The organism is Pseudomonas boreofloridensis, assembly GCF_030580795.1.
Taxonomy (GTDB): domain Bacteria; phylum Pseudomonadota; class Gammaproteobacteria; order Pseudomonadales; family Pseudomonadaceae; genus Aquipseudomonas; species Aquipseudomonas boreofloridensis.
The window spans coordinates 1-17,686 of record NZ_JAUQOQ010000020.1 but is presented as its reverse complement, the minus strand read 5'-3'; the positions used below and the strand labels follow the sequence as shown (position 1 = coordinate 17,686).

The 17,686-nt window shown below is 63.6% G+C and carries 15 protein-coding genes; 8 read left to right on the top strand and 7 right to left on the bottom strand.

Features of this window, described 5'->3' with window-relative positions; all coding sequences use genetic code 11:
* From Q6A47_RS19750 to Q6A47_RS19740, 3 genes are all read left to right on the top strand, one after another.
* The gene (locus tag Q6A47_RS19750; protein ID WP_116889395.1) at positions 1-816 is read left to right on the top strand and encodes a M90 family metallopeptidase; all 816 of its coding nucleotides are present in this window, start codon (positions 1-3) and stop codon (positions 814-816) included.
* A gap of 93 nt (positions 817-909) precedes the next feature.
* Entirely contained in the window at positions 910-1,437 is a 528-nt protein-coding gene (gene ppa / locus Q6A47_RS19745) for an inorganic diphosphatase (RefSeq protein WP_029611948.1), read from the top strand.
* 187 nt (positions 1,438-1,624) lie between these two features.
* Complete coding sequence (locus Q6A47_RS19740) at positions 1,625-2,311, top strand: XRE family transcriptional regulator (protein WP_039580655.1); 687 nt, start codon at positions 1,625-1,627, stop codon at positions 2,309-2,311.
* A 258-nt stretch (positions 2,312-2,569) separates the two neighbouring features.
* Here Q6A47_RS19740 and Q6A47_RS19735 read toward each other — a convergent pair whose 3' ends face one another.
* Together Q6A47_RS19735 and Q6A47_RS19730 are read right to left on the bottom strand one after the other, a co-directional pair.
* Positions 2,570-3,472, bottom strand: a complete 903-nt coding sequence (locus tag Q6A47_RS19735; protein WP_304485155.1) for a fimbrial protein — start codon at positions 3,470-3,472, stop codon at positions 2,570-2,572.
* A 62-nt stretch (positions 3,473-3,534) separates the two neighbouring features.
* The gene (locus tag Q6A47_RS19730; RefSeq protein WP_039580677.1) at positions 3,535-3,861 is read right to left on the bottom strand and encodes a YceK/YidQ family lipoprotein; all 327 of its coding nucleotides are present in this window, start codon (positions 3,859-3,861) and stop codon (positions 3,535-3,537) included.
* A gap of 350 nt (positions 3,862-4,211) precedes the next feature.
* Here Q6A47_RS19730 and Q6A47_RS19725 point away from each other — a divergent pair, with 350 nt between their 5' ends.
* From Q6A47_RS19725 to Q6A47_RS19705, 5 genes are all read left to right on the top strand, one after another.
* Positions 4,212-4,565: a hypothetical protein gene (locus Q6A47_RS19725; protein ID WP_304485154.1), complete on the top strand. Its 354-nt coding sequence runs from the start codon at positions 4,212-4,214 to the stop codon at positions 4,563-4,565.
* 112 nt (positions 4,566-4,677) lie between these two features.
* Positions 4,678-7,491 carry an ATP-binding protein gene (locus Q6A47_RS19720; RefSeq protein WP_304485153.1) on the top strand — a complete coding sequence of 938 codons (2,814 nt, stop codon included), beginning with the start codon at positions 4,678-4,680 and terminating at the stop codon, positions 7,489-7,491.
* A gap of 6 nt (positions 7,492-7,497) precedes the next feature.
* Positions 7,498-8,697 carry a response regulator cyclic di-GMP phosphodiesterase PvrR gene (gene pvrR, locus Q6A47_RS19715; protein WP_039580684.1) on the top strand — a complete coding sequence of 400 codons (1,200 nt, stop codon included), beginning with the start codon at positions 7,498-7,500 and terminating at the stop codon, positions 8,695-8,697.
* 111 nt (positions 8,698-8,808) lie between these two features.
* Positions 8,809-11,718 carry a hybrid sensor histidine kinase/response regulator gene (locus Q6A47_RS19710; protein WP_304485152.1) on the top strand — a complete coding sequence of 970 codons (2,910 nt, stop codon included), beginning with the start codon at positions 8,809-8,811 and terminating at the stop codon, positions 11,716-11,718.
* 31 nt (positions 11,719-11,749) lie between these two features.
* The gene (locus Q6A47_RS19705; protein ID WP_029614792.1) at positions 11,750-12,397 is read left to right on the top strand and encodes a response regulator; all 648 of its coding nucleotides are present in this window, start codon (positions 11,750-11,752) and stop codon (positions 12,395-12,397) included.
* Here Q6A47_RS19705 and Q6A47_RS19700 read toward each other — a convergent pair whose 3' ends face one another.
* From Q6A47_RS19700 to Q6A47_RS19680, 5 genes are all read right to left on the bottom strand, one after another.
* On the bottom strand, positions 12,398-12,883 hold the full coding sequence (locus Q6A47_RS19700; RefSeq protein ID WP_304485151.1) for a fimbrial protein: 486 nt from the start codon (positions 12,881-12,883) through the stop codon (positions 12,398-12,400).
* A complete protein-coding gene (locus Q6A47_RS19695) occupies positions 12,880-13,350 on the bottom strand; it encodes a fimbrial protein (RefSeq protein WP_304485150.1) in 471 nt (156 codons plus the stop codon). The genes Q6A47_RS19700 and Q6A47_RS19695 overlap by 4 nt, the downstream gene beginning before the upstream one ends.
* Positions 13,351-13,423: 73 nt before the next feature.
* Positions 13,424-16,030 (bottom strand): fimbria/pilus outer membrane usher protein, encoded by a 2,607-nt coding sequence (locus Q6A47_RS19690; RefSeq protein WP_304485149.1) that lies wholly within the window; start codon positions 16,028-16,030, stop codon positions 13,424-13,426.
* A 27-nt stretch (positions 16,031-16,057) separates the two neighbouring features.
* Entirely contained in the window at positions 16,058-16,756 is a 699-nt protein-coding gene (locus Q6A47_RS19685) for a fimbrial biogenesis chaperone (RefSeq protein ID WP_304485148.1), read from the bottom strand.
* Between the two features lie 51 nt (positions 16,757-16,807).
* Entirely contained in the window at positions 16,808-17,383 is a 576-nt protein-coding gene (locus Q6A47_RS19680) for a fimbrial protein (protein ID WP_304485147.1), read from the bottom strand.
* Positions 17,384-17,686 lie beyond the last annotated feature (303 nt).

Below are 17,686 nucleotides of genomic sequence, written 5' to 3'. Positions count from 1 at the left end.
ATGTGGTCGTTGGCCGCCTGGCGGCGCAAGCGCACCCTGGCGCGCTACCCCATCGACCCGGCGCTGTGGCAGGCCGTTCGCGAACGCCTGCCCCTGCTCGACGGCATCAGTGACGAGCAGGACCGCTGGCTGCGCGAGGCCAGCGTGCTGTTCCTGCACGACAAGCACCTCACCACCCTGCCCGGCGTCGAACTGGACGACGAGCAGCGCCTGTTCCTCGCCGCCCAGGCCCAGTTGCCGCTGCTGAATCTGGGCGAGCTGAACTGGTACCAGGGCTTCCACGAGCTGATCCTCTATCCCGACGATTTCAAGAGCCCCCAGCGCCACCGCGATGCCAGTGGCGTCGAGCATGTCTGGGACGCTGAACACAGCGGCGAGGCCTGGCTCCAGGGCCCGGTGATCATGGCCTGGCCAGGCGTGCTGGCCAGCGGCGGCTGGGATGCCTACAACCTGGTGATCCACGAGCTGGCGCACAAGCTCGACATGCTCAACGGCGACGCCAACGGCCTGCCGCCGCTGCACCCGGACATGGATGTCGGCGCCTGGGCGCAGGCCATGCAGCAGGCCTACGACGACCTCAACCGTCAGCTCGATGCCAACCCGGACCTGGAAACCGTCATCGACCCCTACGCGGCGGAAAACCCGGCGGAGTTCTTCGCCGTCACCAGCGAGTACTTCTTCAGCGCTCCCGACCTGCTGCAGCAGAGCTACCCCAAGGTCTACCAGCAACTGGCGCTGTTCTATCGCCAGGACCCGCTGGCGCGCCTGACCCGCCTGCAAGCCGAACATCCGCAGTACCGCGACGCCCCGGCCTGAGCGGCGGCGGCGCAGGCCGACCGTGGCATGCAGGGGCGGAATATGCCTATAATCGCCGCCACTTTTTCTGGTCAATCAGGGGGGCTAAGCCCAATGAGCTACAGCAAGATTCCTGCGGGCAAAGACCTGCCGAACGACATCTACGTCGCCATCGAGATCCCGGCCAACCACGCGCCGATCAAATACGAGATCGACAAGGACAGCGACACCCTGTTCGTCGACCGTTTCATGGCCACCCCGATGTTCTACCCCGCCAACTACGGCTTCATCCCCAACACCCTGGCCGATGACGGTGATCCGCTGGACGTGCTGGTGGTCACCCCGTACCCGGTCGCGCCAGGCTCGGTGATCCGCGCCCGTCCGGTCGGCGTGCTGAACATGACCGACGACGGCGGCGGCGACGCCAAAGTCATCGCCGTGCCGCACGACAAACTGTCGCAGCTGTACGTGGACGTCAAGGAATACACCGACCTGCCGCCGCTGCTGATCCAGCAGATCGAGCACTTCTTCGCCAACTACAAGGATCTGGAGAAGGGCAAGTGGGTCAAGATCGAAGGCTGGGACGGCGCAGACGCCGCCCGCGCTGCGATCACCAAGTCGGTAGCGGCCTACAAAGGCTGATACCGCACAGGAACGGGGTCGCCATGCGGCCCCGCTTCCAGCTTATTATCGGAAAGCGCTGACCTATCACGTCAGAAGCATCCCACAGCACCTTTCAAACGCTTCTTACACATCCCGCCAAGATCCGCTCCTTCCCTCATCACCGCGTTTATTCCCTCGCCACGCGCCACCCCTTAGACTCGCCGCCATGAACAATTCCGGTGACCGTCTCAAGACCCTTCTGCAGGAGTGCGGCCTGACCTCGTCCGACTTCGCCGCCCAGCGCCATGTCACGCCCCAGCACGTGAACAACTGGTTCAAGCGCGGCATCCCGCTCGCACGCCTGGACGAGGTGGCCGATCTGTTCTGCGTCAATCGCCGCTGGCTGCGCAGCGGCGAAGGCCCCAAGCACCCCAGCCCGATCCTGCGCCCCTGCCCCACTCAGGTCGAACCCGCACCGCCCGGCCATGGCGGACGGCAGGTCTGCGTCGACTTCCATCGCCTCGTCGACGGCCTGCTGCAGCCGGACCCCGAGCGCCACCTGCTGATCTCGGCGCAAGCGCTGGACACCCTGGGCATCCTCGCCGAACACGTGGTGTGCCTGGACATGCCGGCGGCCAACATGGCGCCGCTGATGCCCATCGGCGCCGCCCTGGCCATCGACCGCAGCCTCACCCGTGTGGTCGATGGCCAGACCTACGCCCTGCTGCACGAAGGCCGGCTGCGTGTGCACAGCCTCAGCCTCGGGCAGAACGACACCCTGTGCCTGCACAGCCACGACCGGCGCAACTACGCCGTGGAGCGCTACACCAGCGCCCAGCGTCACGCCCAGGGCATGCAGGTGCTGGGCTGGGTGTTCTGGTGGTCGTGGTTCAGCCGCCAGCGCCCGCTGTAAGCGGCGCGGCAATTTCCGCTGGGCATCCCCGGTGCACCCTTGTATGCTACGCGGCACATTCTGCTCCGGTCGGCCAAGCCGCATTCCAGAGCACCTGACGACGCCCCACACGGCCGCCCGTCATCTTCTTCAGGCCTTCAGGGCCAACCCGTTAAGGCGGTTGCGGCTTATCAAAAATGAGCCAAGCCCGTCCCCGAAAGCCGGCCACAAGCCGGCTTTTTAATGCCCACCACTTGGGACCTCAACGCCCAACACACACTACTGATAGTTGACCGTCAGTGTGTACTGCACTTGAAAGCTCCCCGACACGTCCGCGCCATTGACCACCTGCGGCGAAAACGTCAAACCGATATCGTTTGTGCCCTGTTTCAGCGTCACCGCCCGTGGCGTATTGAAACTGGCAGGGGTCATGGAGGCGCTCCACAGGGCCTGCATATTGACGCCGGTGAGGCTTGTTTTCGAGACGCCGCTCGCGGCGTTGACGATGGATTGATTGGCCGTCAACGTCATGGACGCCGGTCTGGCGCCGGTGCAGTTGAGACTGATCGGCGCCGATTTCTGTTGACCTGCCAATCCCGCCGGATTGGTTGGATCGAATTTCAAGCTGATGCTGCGTGCCGAAGTCAGGCTGCAGGTTTCGCTGCGTACACGGTAGATGAAGTTGATCTCGTGTAGCCATTCGGCGTAATTGGGATAGCCCGCAGAGGTCACGCCCAACTTGACGATGGCGCGCCCCGATCCACTCTGTGGCGCGCGACCCACGATGTAATAGGTGTATGAAACCGTCGCTCCGACACGCAGCGGCATGCAGGTCTCCCCCAAGCAGTCAGGCCCGTAAGACCCAAGCGGAATTTCAGACATGTACATGTAAGATTTTTTCTGCAGAACCTTGATGGCCCCTGCAGTGACGTTATAGACCGGCGTGATCTCTAGATTCGTCGCCGCATAACGCGGGTAAGCCCGCTTGGCCGTACAGGTGCCAGAAAATGGAATTTCGAATTCTGCACCGGGGCTGACCTCATAACCGTATGTGTTGTAGCCCGTCACCGAACACACCAAACTGCCGGAGATAAGCGCGCTCGCCTGTTCCGATAGACAAGCCAGCAAAAGCGCGGCAATCAAGAGGCGGAGTTTGGAGTTTCTAGCCGTACGCGTATTCATCGTGTTCCATTTACCCTGTCATTCCCAACAGCAGAAACCGCTGGGGCGTGCGTCATCGACCGTCAGATATCCAGACTGCCTTGCGTGCTTTGTAGATAAATCGTGTAGGGCAGCACGACGGTGTCCAGAATCCCAGAGGGTATGAAGTCGAGTAACTGGAGGGGCATCAGAGCCGGCGCCGCCGGGTCGCGCTCGACCAGCTGCGGCGGGCCGTGCAACAGGCACAGGTCATAGGCGATACCGCTGTAAACACGCGGAAGGGATTCACACCGCGTTTGGGCTTTTCTCAACGCACTGCTTGCATGCGCATCGGAACTCAACACCGTATTGACGGTGCCGCATCCGCAGAGCGCCCAAGCCATAGCCAAACACAACAAAAGTGCCTTCATTGCCCGCGATACCTGAATGAAAGAGTCGACACCGACGCCCCCAACAAAGGTCGCCGTACGGTACTTGCTTGCCGGACGTCTGCGCTGCGCGATCGAAGGCCACCTCGAATCGACATCGAGCACATCGGGCGTGCCGCTCAGATCAACAGCCCACGGGACGGTTGGCGACGATCCAAAGCGTAGGAAAAGTCGCCAAAGCGGCCAATCAGACCGATCTCAAAAGCCTCCTGGCGGCCAACTCGATTGCCCGCCAGGCCGGGCGTAACCACCGGTCGGAATAATCGATTCAGCCTCAATGAAAAGGGGCATTGGCCGATACAGAGATTGCCACCTCGAACCGGAACGCAATCATGAAAGGACCCTATATTGCAGCGCTGTTGTCACTGGCGCTTTCTACCGCTTGCCAGGCTGCCGTGGAAGCGCCGATGCAAGGCACCATCCGCTTCACCGGTGCCGTCATCGGCAGCCAGTGTGCGCTTTCCACCCATGCTGGCGCCGGACTGTCCGAGTCCTGTCCGCTCAATGCCGTGTCGCGCACGCTCAGCGTCCAGCCCCTGCTCGGTGCAGTGACGTCCCCAGTGCGGGTGCGGTCGATGACGCCAGTGCAGACATCCGGTCAAGGTGAACACACCTACGTGCTGGAAGATGCGACGGGTCACTTGATCACCCAAGGCCGCTACCTGGTGACCCAGACCGTGCTCTGATTCACCGCGCGACAGTCGATGGCGCCGTGGCACTCTCCGGTCCACGGCCCTCACCCGGCGTTTGAGATCCGTCCTATTCAGATGACGACAGGCGATGACTAGGCTGGCGCCGATGAAACTCGCCCATCTCATTCCCACCGCCCACTCCACGCTCTCGACCCCCCAGGCCGCGCGCAAACTCCTGCGCCTGTTCGCCTTCAGTCTGATAGCGGGCGTTTATATCGGTGCCTACGGCTACCTGCGCGTGACCCTGAACCAGGAGATATCCTCGCGCCGCAGCTACATGAACGAGGCCATCTTCCAGGCTCAGGGTTTCTTCGTCAGCCGCCAGACATTGCTCAAAGGGCTGGGATTGTCCACGGTCAGGCAACCGACGCTGTCGGCCGCCGAGGCCAACAACGTGCCGGAGGAGGAAATCCATATCATCCTCGGCCAGCGCCACGAGATCTGGAGCCTGTGGCTGACCCGCCGCATGCTCGACTACCTACGGGCCAATCAGGTGAACCTGATCTACGTACCGCAGCCTGCGCAGGCGCCGGTGCAGCGCTTGTTCACCACCACCGAGCACAGCGCCGACCTGCCGCCGCGCGTCCTGGAACGCGTGCGCTCGGTCAACGACAGTGAGGTGCCGCAGGACGAGTTGTGGCTGACCGATCCAGGCCGCCTGGACTCGCCGCTGTACATCTTCATCCGCATGGACGAACGCAACGTCACCTCCGGCTGGCTGGGTCTGGAGGTCGATGGCCCCGATCTGGTCAAGGCCCTCGAGCACGAGCAGGCGGGCGATTTCAAACTGCTGGACGCCAATGGCCACCTGATCCTCAGCAACACCCCCTTGCCCCCTGGCCAGGACGGGCAGATGCAACGCGTACCGACCAGCGCCAGTTTCGGCTGGGAGGGCGAACATTGGCTGCCGGAGCGGCTGACCATCCGCAAGCACCTGGACTACTCCAACTGGCAGATCGTCTACAGCCTGCAACTGGTTTCGCTGCTTCCCGCCCTGGCCGTGCCCGTGTCGGTGGCGCTGCTCATTTGCCTGCTGGCCACAGTCTGCCTGCTGTGGCTAGTCAGGCAGATCGATCAGCGGATGATCGTCCCGGCCGCCGCGCGCATCGACGCGCTGGTGGAAAGCGAGGCGTTCTGCAGCGCCGTGATCCGTATTGCTCCCGTCGCCCTGTGCGTGCTGCGCCGCAGCGACGGTGCGGTGGTCTTGGAGAACCCGCTGTCGGCCCAATGGCTGGCCATGGGCGATGAGCGTACTCGCCTGTGCCATCGCTGGATCGACCGCGCGTTCAGTGTCGAGGCGCAACGCAGCGCTACCGACGAACTGCAAATGGCCGACGGTCGCCACCTCTACCTGAGCTACGCCCCCACCCGCTACCAGCGCGAAGACGTGTTGATCTGCGCCTTCAGCGACATCACTGAGCGCAAGACCGCCGAAATCGCCTTGCAACAGGCCAGGACCCTGGCCGACGCCGCCAACGAGGCCAAGACCCTGTTCCTGGCGACCATGAGCCATGAGATCCGTACCCCGTTGTACGGCGTGCTGGCAACGCTCGAACTGCTCGCGCGGACCCAACTCGATGCCCAGCAGCGCGGCTACCTCACCGCCATCGAAGGCTCGTCGGCCACCTTGCTGCAGTTGATCTGCGATGTGCTGGACGTGTCGAAGATCGAAGCCGGCCAACTGGCACTGGAAATGAGCACCTTTTCTCCGCTGGAACTCACCCAGGACGTGATCCAAGGCTACACCGGCGCAGCGCAAGGCAAGGGCCTGCAACTGTTCGCCTGCATCGACCCGCAACTGCCCGACCTGGTGCTGGGCGACGTCATCCGCATTCGGCAGATTCTCGGCAACCTGCTGAGCAATGCGGTGAAGTTCACCGAGACCGGACGCATCGTCGTGCGTCTGCAACTGGCGTGTCGCGAGGGTGAACGGGCCATGTTGCAGTGGCAGGTGGTCGATACCGGCAAAGGCATTCCCGCTGCGGACCAACGCCACCTGTTCGAGCCCTTCTTCCAGAGCAGCCCGAACGCCAACCTGGTGGCGGGTACCGGCCTGGGCCTGTCCATCTGCAAGCGCCTGGTGCACTTGATGAACGGCGCGCTGCGGGTGTTCAGCGAGCCTGGCCTGGGCAGCAGTTTCGCCTTCAGCCTGCCGCTTGAGCAGGTGAGCACCCAGAACGACTTTCATTGGGCGAGCCCGTTGCCGAACGAGCGTATCTATGTGCAGTCGCCCGTGCATGAACTGGCCGAACACACGGCCGGGTGGCTGCGCCGGTGGGGCGCGCGTGCGCAGTTGATCGGCCAGGACGCGGGGCAACTGGATGTCGACGCCCTCTTGATCGAACTCTGTCCCGGACAAGCCGACAGCGCGCTGAGGACTGACTGGCCTGGCCAGCGCATCCTGGTTTCCCAGGACGGGCACGGCATCGTACCCATCGCCGAGCGCACCCTGCACATCGGGCTGAACAACCTGCACCTGCTCAACCGCGCGGTGCGCCAGGCATTGGGCGTGGAACTGCAAGGCGAACCGGTGATTCCCGCCCAGCTCGAGGCGAGCAAGTTGAACCTGCACCTGCTGGTGGCCGAGGACAACGTCATCAACCAATTGATCCTGCGCGATCAGCTCGAGGAGCTCGGTTGCACGGTGGTGCTCGCCTGCGATGGCGTCGAGGCCTTGGCGCTGTGGCAGGACGCCGATTTCGACCTGGTGCTGACGGACGTCAACATGCCGCGAATGAACGGCTACCAACTCACCGAGCGCCTGCGCCAGCAAGGCTGCAGCGTACCGATCGTCGGTGCGACCGCCAACGCCATGCTCGACGAAGCCGAGCGCTGCCTGGGTGCCGGCATGGACCACTTTCTGATCAAACCCTTCACGCTGCACGCTCTGTACCAGTGCCTGCAGCCTTATCAGAGATAGCCTGCAGTGAATGTCTACCGCGTGCTCATTGTCGAGGACCATCCCTTCCAGCATCAGTACCTGACCACGGTGTTCCAGGCCGCAGGCGGCTTCGAGGTCGAATTGGTCTGGGACGGCGCAACCGCCTTGCAGCGCCTATCCCGCAGCCACTACGACCTGCTGTTGAGCGACTTGATGATGCCGCAGATGGACGGCGTGCAATTGATCCAGCAACTGGCCCAGTTGCACCGACCGCCAGCGCTGGCGCTGATGACCGCCGCATCACGCCGCATGCTGCTGGGCTCGGGACAGGTCGCCAAGAATCTGGGGCTGAAGGTGGCGGGCCTGATCTCCAAGCCGGTGCGCGAGGCCGAGATCATCAGCCTGCGCGAACGCCTCGACGACCTCACCGAGCAGGCCCGCACCTTCAGTCGCAGACCCCGTGGCTGTCGGGCACGCAGCACCCTGATCAAAGCCTTGGAAAATGGCGAAATACAGGCCTGGTACCAGCCCAAGAAGTCACTGCGCGATGGCCGGATCGTCGGTGCAGAAGCCCTGGCCCGCTGGGTACATCCGGCCGAAGGGCTGCTGATGCCGGGGGCGTTCCTGGACGAGATCGAAAACGCCGAGCTGGAGATCGAGTTGCTCACCAGCATCCTCGGACAGACCCTGGGCGCTCAGGCGCAGTGGGCGCGGATGGGCCATTCGCTGCCGGTCTCGATCAACCTGCCGACCCATCTGCTCGATCAGCCCGACCTGGTGGATCAGTTGCTGGCGCAGGTCCGCGTCAATCAGGCCGATCCCAGGCAGATCACCTTCGAGCTGACCGAAAGCTCCACCACGCAGTTGTCCAGCAACTACTACGCTGGAGCGTGTCGGCTGCGGCTGATGGGCTTCGGCCTGGCTCAGGACGATTTCGGCAAGGGCTACAGCTCGTACTTCAACCTGGTGTCCACGCCCTTCACGGAACTCAAGATCGATCGCTCCCTGGTGCTGGGCTGTGGCGAAAACGACGGATTGGCATCGGCCTTGCTCAGCATTACCGAACTGGGTCGCAAACTGGGCTTGACCACCGTGGCCGAGGGCGCCGAAACCCAAGCCGAGCTTGCGGTACTGCGCCGTGTTCAATGCGACCAAGTGCAAGGCTTCATCATTTCACCGGCTGTACCACGCAACGACCTGGCCGCCCTGCTACGAGAGGATGGCCCTCGGCCAGCACTTCTGTAGACTGATGAGGTCAAACGTTTCAGCAAAAGGAAATGCAGCCCTTTTAGGGGTAGTTCGAAACGGGCGCACCTGTGTGCACCTTTCCACCCTATTTCTGGCCGAGTGCGAAACATGAAACATGCCAGCCTGCGCCTGGACAAACTGGCGCTGAGCTCCGAACGCCTGAACAAGGCCCTTTTGCTGCTGACCGGTCTGCTGCTGGTGATGTCGAGCACCTGCTATTGGGCCGTCACCCGACTGCTCGAAGCCGAGCAGCAACGCGTCGAATTCCATTTCGCCCGTGTGCTGGAAATCATCCATGAACACGAGACGTTCCTGCGCAACGTCGCCACCGGGTACCGCAGCAGCACGCAAGGCCCGCTGCGCTCGGTGCAGTCGGTCACGGTCATGCAGACGACGCCCATCGGTGAACAGGTGATGCTAAAGGCCAGAGGCTTCGAGCTGTCGATGCCCTTCTCACTGGCCCATGGCGCCGGTTTCAGCAAAGACGACGAGAACCGCGCATTGGCCCTCGGTGTGCAGATGACCGACTACTACGGCGGCTTCTGGGCCAGCTCGTTCTATGCCTCACCGCAACTGTTCGTGCTGACCCCGGACGGCGATTCCAGCCTGGCCATCCCGGCCACGGACGATCCGCGCCAGCACCTGCCCTTGCCGCCGGAAGAATACGCCACCGTGGTCGGCCGACTCGAACGCCTGCGCACCGCCCAGAACCTGCTCACCGATCACCGCGTGCGCTGGGTACGGGCGCCGCTGCGGCTGTACCAGGATCGGCCCAGCATCGTGGCGATGATCGGCCTGCACGCCGCCGGCGCGCTGCTCCCGGCCGGCAAGGGGCAAGGTCTTCTGACCCTCGCCGCGGTGGTGGATACGGCCCAGGTGGACGAGTTCGAGCGGGTGTTGCGCCTGTCGGTGTACAACCAGTTCACCCTGGTCTCGCCCGAAGGCGAAGTGGTGCTGGGCGCACTGGGTGCCGACGATCCGGCGCCCCAGGGCCTGAGCTTCAACCGCCACGGCCTGCGCTTCAAGATGGTCGCGCCCCACGGCGATCGCTGGACCGGGTTGTACGCCATCACCTACCAGGACTTCCTGCGCTACGCCAAGTGGCCCTTGCTGGGACTCATGCTGACGGTCATCGCTGCCATCCTGGTGGGCATGTGGATCAACCACTGGTACAAATCGCGCATCGTCGTCCCGGCGCAACGCGCCCAGGATCGCCTGTTCGAGAACCAGGCGTTCAACCGCATCATGCTGCACAACGCGCCCGTCGGGCTGTGCGTGATGCGGCGCAGCGATCACCAGGTGCTGCTGGACAACCAGCGCGCCGTGCAACTGGGTGCGACGCCCGCGCTCACGCAATTGCTCGAAGGCTACGACGGCGACCAGGCGCCCGGCGAAATGTGCCTGCTGGTGGAAGGTCGCTACTTGCAGGTGGTGTTCGTCGCCACCCGTTATGAAGGTCAGGATGTGTTCCTCTGCGGGTGCAACGACATCACTCGCCATGTAGACGAAACCCTGATGCTCAACCAGGCGCACCGCCGCGCCACCGCTGCCAACGAAGCCAAGACCGTGTTCCTCGCGACCATGAGCCATGAGATCCGCACACCGCTGTACGGCGTGCTGGGTAACCTGGAACTGCTCTCGCTCACCGAGATGAGCGAGCGTCAGCGCCACTACCTGGAAATCATCCAGGGCTCCTCCACGGTGCTGTTCCAACTCATCAGCAACGTGCTGGACGTGTCGAAGATCGAGTCTGGCCAGATGCCGCTCGAAGAGGCCCCGTTCGCGCCGGTGCAACTGGTCGAGGACGCGGTGGTCGCCTTTACCGCGACCGCCCGCAACAAGGGCCTGGACATCGAATCGGAAATCGACCCGCAGGTGCCTGCGCAGATCCTGGGCGACGCCGGGCGGGTGCGACAGATCCTGCACAACCTGCTGGGCAATGCCATCAAGTTCACCGACTCGGGCCGCGTACGCCTGCGCTTGAGCGTTGTGCAGCGCACCGAGACAGACGTCTCGTTGCAGTGGCAGGTGACCGATACCGGTGTCGGCATCCCGGAAAAGGCCTTGGAGCAACTGTTCCGACCCTTCTACCAAGTGGCGGCCGGCCAGGATGGCAATGGCGCCGGCCTGGGGCTGTCGATCTGCAAGCGCCTGAGCGAACTCATGGGCGGCAGCATGCGCGTGGTCAGCGAGCCCGGCCTGGGCAGCAGTTTCTCCCTGCTGATCACGCTGCCGGTGGTCGATGCGCCACCGGCGGTGGCCCCAACCTCGCTGGTGCCGTCGTGCCTGGACGCACCCTGCCTGAACGTGCGCGTGCTGGTGGCCGAGGACAATCCGGTGAGCCAGGCAGTGCTGCGCGAGCAACTCGAGGCGCTCGGCGCGCACCCGACCGTGGCGCGCGACGGCCAGCACGCCTTGCAACTGTGGAACACCCAACCGTTCGACCTGGTCATCACCGACATCAACATGCCGCGGCTCAATGGTTACGAACTGGCGCAAGCCCTGCGCCAGCAGGGCGTGGACGTGCCGATCATCGGCGTCACCGCCAACGCCCTGCGCGAAGAGGGCCAGCGCTGCCTGGCCATGGGCATGAGTGCCTGGGTGGTCAAGCCCTTGAGCCTGGGCATGCTGCGTCAGGCATTGATGTCGCATTGCCGCAAAGCCAACGGCCTGCCCGCTCCCGCACTGAAACCTGCCTGCACGCCGCAGACCGACCGCGAAGGCTGGATCGAACTGTCGCCGGCCATGCGCGAGCTGATGGCGCAGACCTTGCTCGCGGACATCGCGCAGATCGAACAGGGCCTGGTGGACATGGACGCCCTGGCCGTACGTCAGCGCCTGCACAGCCTCAGCGGTGCGCTGGCAAGCGTGCATGCGCAAACCCTGCATGCGCTAGGCCACGAGCTGGAGAACGCCCTGCACGAAGGCCCGATGACCACCGCCATCGTCCAGCGCATCAGGGCCTTGTGCACACGCCTGGCTGCGGTAGCCCAGTGCCTGAACGAAGAACCCCGCTGATGCCCATCGAACCTCTCAAGAGAGCCCACACATGACTGAATTGAATGTCGTCATTGCCGACGACCATCCCATCGTTCTGCTGGGCGTGCGCGAAATCGTCCAACGCGACGGACGCTACACCGTGGTGGGCGAGGCGGTCAGTTCCAGCGAACTGATCGAGCAACTGCGCACGCATCGCCCGCAATTGCTGATCACCGATTTCAACATGCCGGGCGACGCCACCTACGGCGATGGGCTGAAACTCATCGAGTACGTGCTGCGCAATTTCCCGCAGACGCAGGTCCTGGTGCTGACCATGATTTCCAACAGCCTGATCCTGTCACGCCTGCAAGAACTGGGCGTGGCCGGCGTGATCCAGAAGAACCACCTGCATCAGGAGATCGAGAAAGCCTTGACGGCCCTGAGCAGACGGCGTCCCTACCAGAGTCCTAGCGCCGAGGCCCGCTCGGTCATGGGCAGCAGCGGTCAGGTGGGCGATCGTTTCGAGAGTCTGTCGCCGCGCGAGCTGGAAGTGCTGCGCCTGTTCGTGACCGGCATGACCGTCAGCGACATTGCCCGCCAACTGTGCCGCAGCAACAAGACCGTCAGTGCACAGAAGGTCTCGGCCATGCGCAAGCTGGAGGTCGACAGCGACCAGTCACTGTTGACCTACTGCATCGAGGCCCGGCAATTCCATTGATCAGGGATAGACAAGCTGCATCAGCAGCGTGGCGGTGAACGTGCCGGCCTCCGGCAACGTCTCCAGTGCCACTGGCTTGACGCGCAGCGAAACCACCAGCGGCGTTTCCCCCGCCGTCCACAGATGCGGCTGACCCAGGGTCAATCCCGGCTGGCTGCCTTCGCCGATCAGGCGTAGCCCCAGCCCAGGTCGATTGGTCAGCAGCGTGACTTCATCGAAACGCCCCGCCGCGGCCGTCAAGACCAGGCTCACGCCACTGCCCGCTCGACAGTCGAACGACAGCGGGATCTCGGTCACGGGAACTGTGTCGTCCTTGAGCTGGTTGATAGTGGCGTTGCCCAAGTCGACTTCCATCGAGGTGGCGAACTGCAGACGGCAGGCCGGTTCGACCAACCGTCCACTGACCTCCAATTGCACCGTGCTGGCAGGCTGCGCGAGCGCAACCGTGCTCGACAGCACCAGCATCAGGATCAGCCAGGCGTTCATAGGTAATTGATCGTCATGACCAGCGCGGACGTGAACTGTCCGGGCGCCAGCGTGCCTTGCTGGACCAGCTTGGCCTTGAGCCCCAGGCTCACGGTCCCGGACAGATTGCTGTAGCTCTTGAGCGTGCCTTGCAGGTTGGCCGTCGAGTTGTCGTTGGCCCACAGCAGCGACACGCCCAGGTTGTTCGCTGAGGTTTTGGCAACCGTTGCGCTGTAGGTGCCCAACGCGGCGGAAAAGCCGACGGTCAACGAGGAGCCGCTCGGGCAACTGAGCTGGATGTTCAAGCTCTGTGGCTCGGCCTCGGCCACTTGATCGGTTCGCACGTCCCCGAAGCTGGCGGTCAGTGCGTTGCCGCTGCTCAAGGTGCACGGCGGGCGAGTCAGGGTTCCGCTGACGGTGATATTGACCACGTCGGCGGCTTGCGCACTGGCGCTCATCAAGGCCAGTACAAGAGCGATGAATTTCATGAAGACTCCTCTAGGACCGATGGCCCAGCAGCACAACGTGTCGAGGCCAACAGAAGGCGGGGGGTGGCGGTGTTCATGGGTGGGTGTCCTGACTGTTCGAAGCCGCTGCCCGCTGGCAACGCACGTCCATCTGCAGGATGCCGGTCGACGTCTCTTGCGTGCCGAGCGCCAGCGCGCTGCTGCACCAGAGCGTGCCGCCCACGCTGATCTGCAAACGCGCCCGATCCGGCACACCGGCCAGGAACGCGCGGCCGTTGTCGGCCACCAGGGTGCTGACCAGCGAAGTACCGTCCTCGCTCAGCAGCTCGGCATTGGCGGCGAAAGGTGCCGGAGTGCCCTGCTCGTCGAGAATGCGAAACAGGATGCGCTGCCCGCTGCGTGTGTCGAACTTCGCCACCACGAAGGCGCCACGGTTGGGGATCACCTCCTGCACCAACTGCTCGATGTCGACGTTCTGGGCAATGGTCTGGCTGTCGAGCGAGATCCGGTTCTTGCGATAAGGCATGGCCGAGGGCATCACCGCATAGCCGTTGTCGTTGGTGCGAATGCCGCGCTTGTTGGTGATCGACACCTGGCCGGCATCGGGCGCAGCGACGATGACATTGGTTTCGCTCAGCGGCTGGCTGAGCATGATCTGGTCGGCATAGGCCACCACCGACCCGTCCAAGCCCAGGTCGAGCTGCTGGTTGTTGCCGGTTTGGGTGTAACCACCACGCAGCACCCCTTTGGCGCCCTCGTACTGGGCTGACAGCGATCCGCCCTGCTGGCTCTGGCCGGCGCTGGCCTGGCGTGATACCCCCACGCCATAGGTCAGCGCATCATCGTCCAGGGCATTGCCACTGAGGGTTGCCATCTGCCCGTTGACACCGCCGCTGGCGTGGTGGGTGCTGGCCGAGACGCGGCTGCTGCTGCCCGGCCCGCCCAGCGGCAGGCTCACGCTCAGGGTCAGGTTACGGTCGGTGGTCTGGCCTTGATTGAGGCCCACCGCCACGGAGTAAGAAACGTTGCCGACTCCGAAGTTGTAACCCAATTGCAGGCTGGTATCGGCGGTCGCGCGATCCCAGTAGGCCGACTTCGATACGTTGGCGTACAGGCTGCCGAAACGGCCGATCTGCTGGGACACGTTGGCGCTGAAATTGCTCTTCAGGTGCCCCGTTCGATAGGCCGCGATACCCAGATCGTCGACGGCAGCAGTGAACGGACCCTCGAGCACATCGCGGCGGCTGTTCAGTGCCTCGGTGAATGAGTAATAGCCACCCGTGGAGTAGCGATAGCCCACCAAGCTGAAATTGGTATCGGTCAGGGCCACCGATTTGGAATAGCGAAAGCGATACGACTGACCGCTGCGGGTGGCTTTCTCGGGGCCGATGTCGCTGCTGCGGGCGTGGGTGACGTCCAGCGAGACCGCACCGAATCCCGCAAAATCATGGGCCACGCCGAGCAGGCCGGCGCTGTACCTTTCGCTGAACAAGCCGCCGCCGAATACCGTGGTGCCGCCACGCAGGCCATGGCGGCCGGTCAGTTGGCCAAAGGTCGGCGCTTCGCCACCCGCCTCGGACAAAGCCCCCCGGTAGCGGCCCGCGTACAGCGCGTAGGTGGTCTGCTTTTCGCGCAGCATGTAGGGCACCGAGGAGAACGACTGGGTGTACACCTGGACCTGGCCATCGGCGCCCTCGACCGTCACCTCCAGGTCGCCATTGCTGGCCGTGGAGTAGAGGTCGGAGATCGCGAACGGCCCGGACGGCACCCACTGCTCCTTGATGACGTAGCCACGCTGGCGAATGATCACCCGCGAGCGCCCGTTGGCGATGCCACGCACCACCGGGGCGAACTGACGGGCGTCATCGGGCAGCATGTCCAGGTCCGAGGCGATGCCCAGGCCGCGATAGGGCAAGGCATCGAACAAGTCACCCTCGGTGGTCGCATCGCCCAGCGTCGCGATGGCCATGAGGTTGCCCATATCGCGCTGGACGTAGCTTTCCAGTGACTGCCACTGCCCCGGCGTGCCGCTGCCTCGGCGAAAGGTGGAGAAATTGCGCAGCCGCCAGGCACCGGCATTGACCCCACTGCGCAAACTGGCGAACTGATCCTGGCGCCGCGCGCCGTCCGAATTCACGCTGCTGTGCGAGATCGAGTAGCTGGTGAACGCAGCCGTCTCTCCATTGCTCCACTGCCGACGACGGACATCGAAAGGAATTTCACCGAGATAGGCCTGGGGAATCTGCACATCCAGTGCTTGCTGGTTGAAATCGTAGTCGTAGGTCACCCCCGCCAGCCCTTGGTCGAAGGCGATACAGGTCGGATCGGCATCCGCACGCTTGGCCAGCGCTTCGCTGGAAACCCCTTGGGCTCGGAAGAAATCGCTGTCCAGGCAAGGAAACAGGCCGGTCGCCGATTGCTCGGGCTGCGTGCTGCGGATGAAACGGATGTCCTGCTTGCCGACGTGACGCTGATTGACCGAGATATCGACCCGATAGCTGCCCGGCAACTGGCCTTCGCTGATCGCACTGATCTGCTGCTTCAACTGGTCCGAGCCCTGCCCGCCACCGATCTCCAGAAAGGTCGGATCGAACTCGAAGCCTGCGTGCGCCGGGCTCAGGTGCAGGGTCAGAAGCACGGCCAACGGGCAGCCGAACCCCTTCACCGCGCCAAGGCGCGTGAGGGCGGAGGAAGTGTGCATAGGCGTTCCTGGAGCGGCGAGGCGTGATCAGTTCAAGGTGACGGGCGCCACGCTGACACTGGTGCCGTAATCGTCGATGTAGCTGAGCGAGATACGATCTGCGCGGCGCGCCTTGACCGGCAGCACGCGGTGTTCGCCAGGGCGTAGGACATCGATGGGCGAATCCAGCGTGTGGTCGTTGACCTTGAGCTCGCTGACCACCACGTGAAACTTGGAAGGATTGTCCACCGTCAGGTTGCCACCGGCAGCGCTCCAGGCCAGCAAGGCCACGGCGTCCTTGGCCGAGCCGGTCAGCCCGGCGGGACGGTAGAACAGCTTGATGGTGGTCTTGAGCGCAATCTGCAGCACGTTCTTGTCGCGCTGATCGTCACGCATGGCGGGGATGGCCTTGACGTTCATCAGGAACAGGCTTTCTCGGTCCTGAGGCACGTTGGCGCCACCGGCAAAAATCACCCGCAGGATGTTTTCCTTGTTGGCGTCGAGGCGGAACAGCGGCGGTGTGACGATGAAACTGTCCAGGCTGGCATCGTTCGCTGCGCCGTAGCCGCTGACCCACGATTGCACCAGATAGGGCGAATCGTCTTCGCGGTTGCTGACCGTCAGGTTCGCTTCGTTCTGCTTGCCGTCGTAGATCAGCCGGGTGGCGCCCACGGTCACGGCGGCTTGCGACGCCCCAGCGAACAGCAGGGACAGCCAGGCCAGGTGGGTGAGAACACGTTTACGCATGGGTGAACCTCGGGAATCGAGAGCCGTGCCAGGCACGGCCCTCGCAGGGGCTTACTTGTAGGTGACGTCGAAAGTGGCCAGGGCATTGACCTGACCGGTGCCGATACCGGACGTGGTGACCTGGTTCGGCGCTTCACCGGTGGTGGTGTCGAGCGCGGTGCGCACGTAGGAGGCGACGAAGTCGAAGGTGTTGGACTGGTTACGCAGGGCGTAGTCTTCGGTGGCAGTGTTCAGCGACACTTTCGAGCCGGTGCGCGCGTCGTCGATCTGGATGGCGATGCCTCTGACCTGGTTCTCGCCGCTCAGGCCCAGCAAGGTGTTGTCCTGTGCGTCGGGCTGGCCGCTGAACTTGATCTGCACGTTGTTGCGGGTCTGCAGGCTGCAGTTGTCCAGCGTCAGCGAGAACTGCTTGGGCTTGGCCTTGGCGCCCACGGTGTTGGCGAAGTCGGCGATGCGCACCGGATCGAGGTTGACCGACTTGGTGACGTCGCTGGTGTTGATGGTGCAGGCGTTGTCGGTGACCGAGCCGGTGAAGACGATCTGGCCGCCGTCGGCGAACGACGCCGAGCTGGCCAGCAGGCAGCAGGTGCCGAAGGCCAGGCTGAGTTTTTTCACAGAGTTATGCATTGCAATGCCCTTTACGTTGAAGGATGACTGCCTGCCACTTCCGGTAGGCCAGTGCATGGTGCATTGCGCTGCGCGCACGAGACATTAGACGAATCTTAAACGCGCCTGGACGCGCTTTTGCTCGGCAGCAACTGGGCGTCACTGGGAACGAAAAAACTGCATGGAGACCACTGCCCGGCTCAATTTCCAACCTTCTGCACGGCGCTTTGCGGGAGCGGCCTTGCGTCGCGATTGGACCGCAGAGCGGTCCCGGCAATGGCAGCGGCGAAGCTGAAAACCTGGGACCGCTGCGCGGTCCGATCG

Bases quoted from the DNA above. Each gene is read 5' to 3' on its own strand.
- Q6A47_RS19750 (WP_116889395.1), top strand. From the start codon at position 1: ATGTGGTCGTTGGCCGCCTGGCGGCGCAAGCGCACCCTGGCGCGCTAC.
- ppa (WP_029611948.1), top strand. From the start codon at position 910: ATGAGCTACAGCAAGATTCCTGCGGGCAAAGACCTGCCGAACGACATC.
- Q6A47_RS19740 (WP_039580655.1), top strand. From the start codon at position 1,625: ATGAACAATTCCGGTGACCGTCTCAAGACCCTTCTGCAGGAGTGCGGC.
- Q6A47_RS19735 (WP_304485155.1), bottom strand. From the start codon at position 3,472: ATGAATACGCGTACGGCTAGAAACTCCAAACTCCGCCTCTTGATTGCC.
- Q6A47_RS19730 (WP_039580677.1), bottom strand. From the start codon at position 3,861: ATGAAGGCACTTTTGTTGTGTTTGGCTATGGCTTGGGCGCTCTGCGGA.
- Q6A47_RS19725 (WP_304485154.1), top strand. From the start codon at position 4,212: ATGAAAGGACCCTATATTGCAGCGCTGTTGTCACTGGCGCTTTCTACC.
- Q6A47_RS19720 (WP_304485153.1), top strand. From the start codon at position 4,678: ATGAAACTCGCCCATCTCATTCCCACCGCCCACTCCACGCTCTCGACC.
- Q6A47_RS19710 (WP_304485152.1), top strand. From the start codon at position 8,809: ATGAAACATGCCAGCCTGCGCCTGGACAAACTGGCGCTGAGCTCCGAA.
- Q6A47_RS19705 (WP_029614792.1), top strand. From the start codon at position 11,750: ATGACTGAATTGAATGTCGTCATTGCCGACGACCATCCCATCGTTCTG.
- Q6A47_RS19700 (WP_304485151.1), bottom strand. From the start codon at position 12,883: ATGAACGCCTGGCTGATCCTGATGCTGGTGCTGTCGAGCACGGTTGCG.
- Q6A47_RS19695 (WP_304485150.1), bottom strand. From the start codon at position 13,350: ATGAAATTCATCGCTCTTGTACTGGCCTTGATGAGCGCCAGTGCGCAA.
- Q6A47_RS19690 (WP_304485149.1), bottom strand. From the start codon at position 16,030: ATGCACACTTCCTCCGCCCTCACGCGCCTTGGCGCGGTGAAGGGGTTC.
- Q6A47_RS19685 (WP_304485148.1), bottom strand. From the start codon at position 16,756: ATGCGTAAACGTGTTCTCACCCACCTGGCCTGGCTGTCCCTGCTGTTC.
- Q6A47_RS19680 (WP_304485147.1), bottom strand. From the start codon at position 17,383: ATGCATAACTCTGTGAAAAAACTCAGCCTGGCCTTCGGCACCTGCTGC.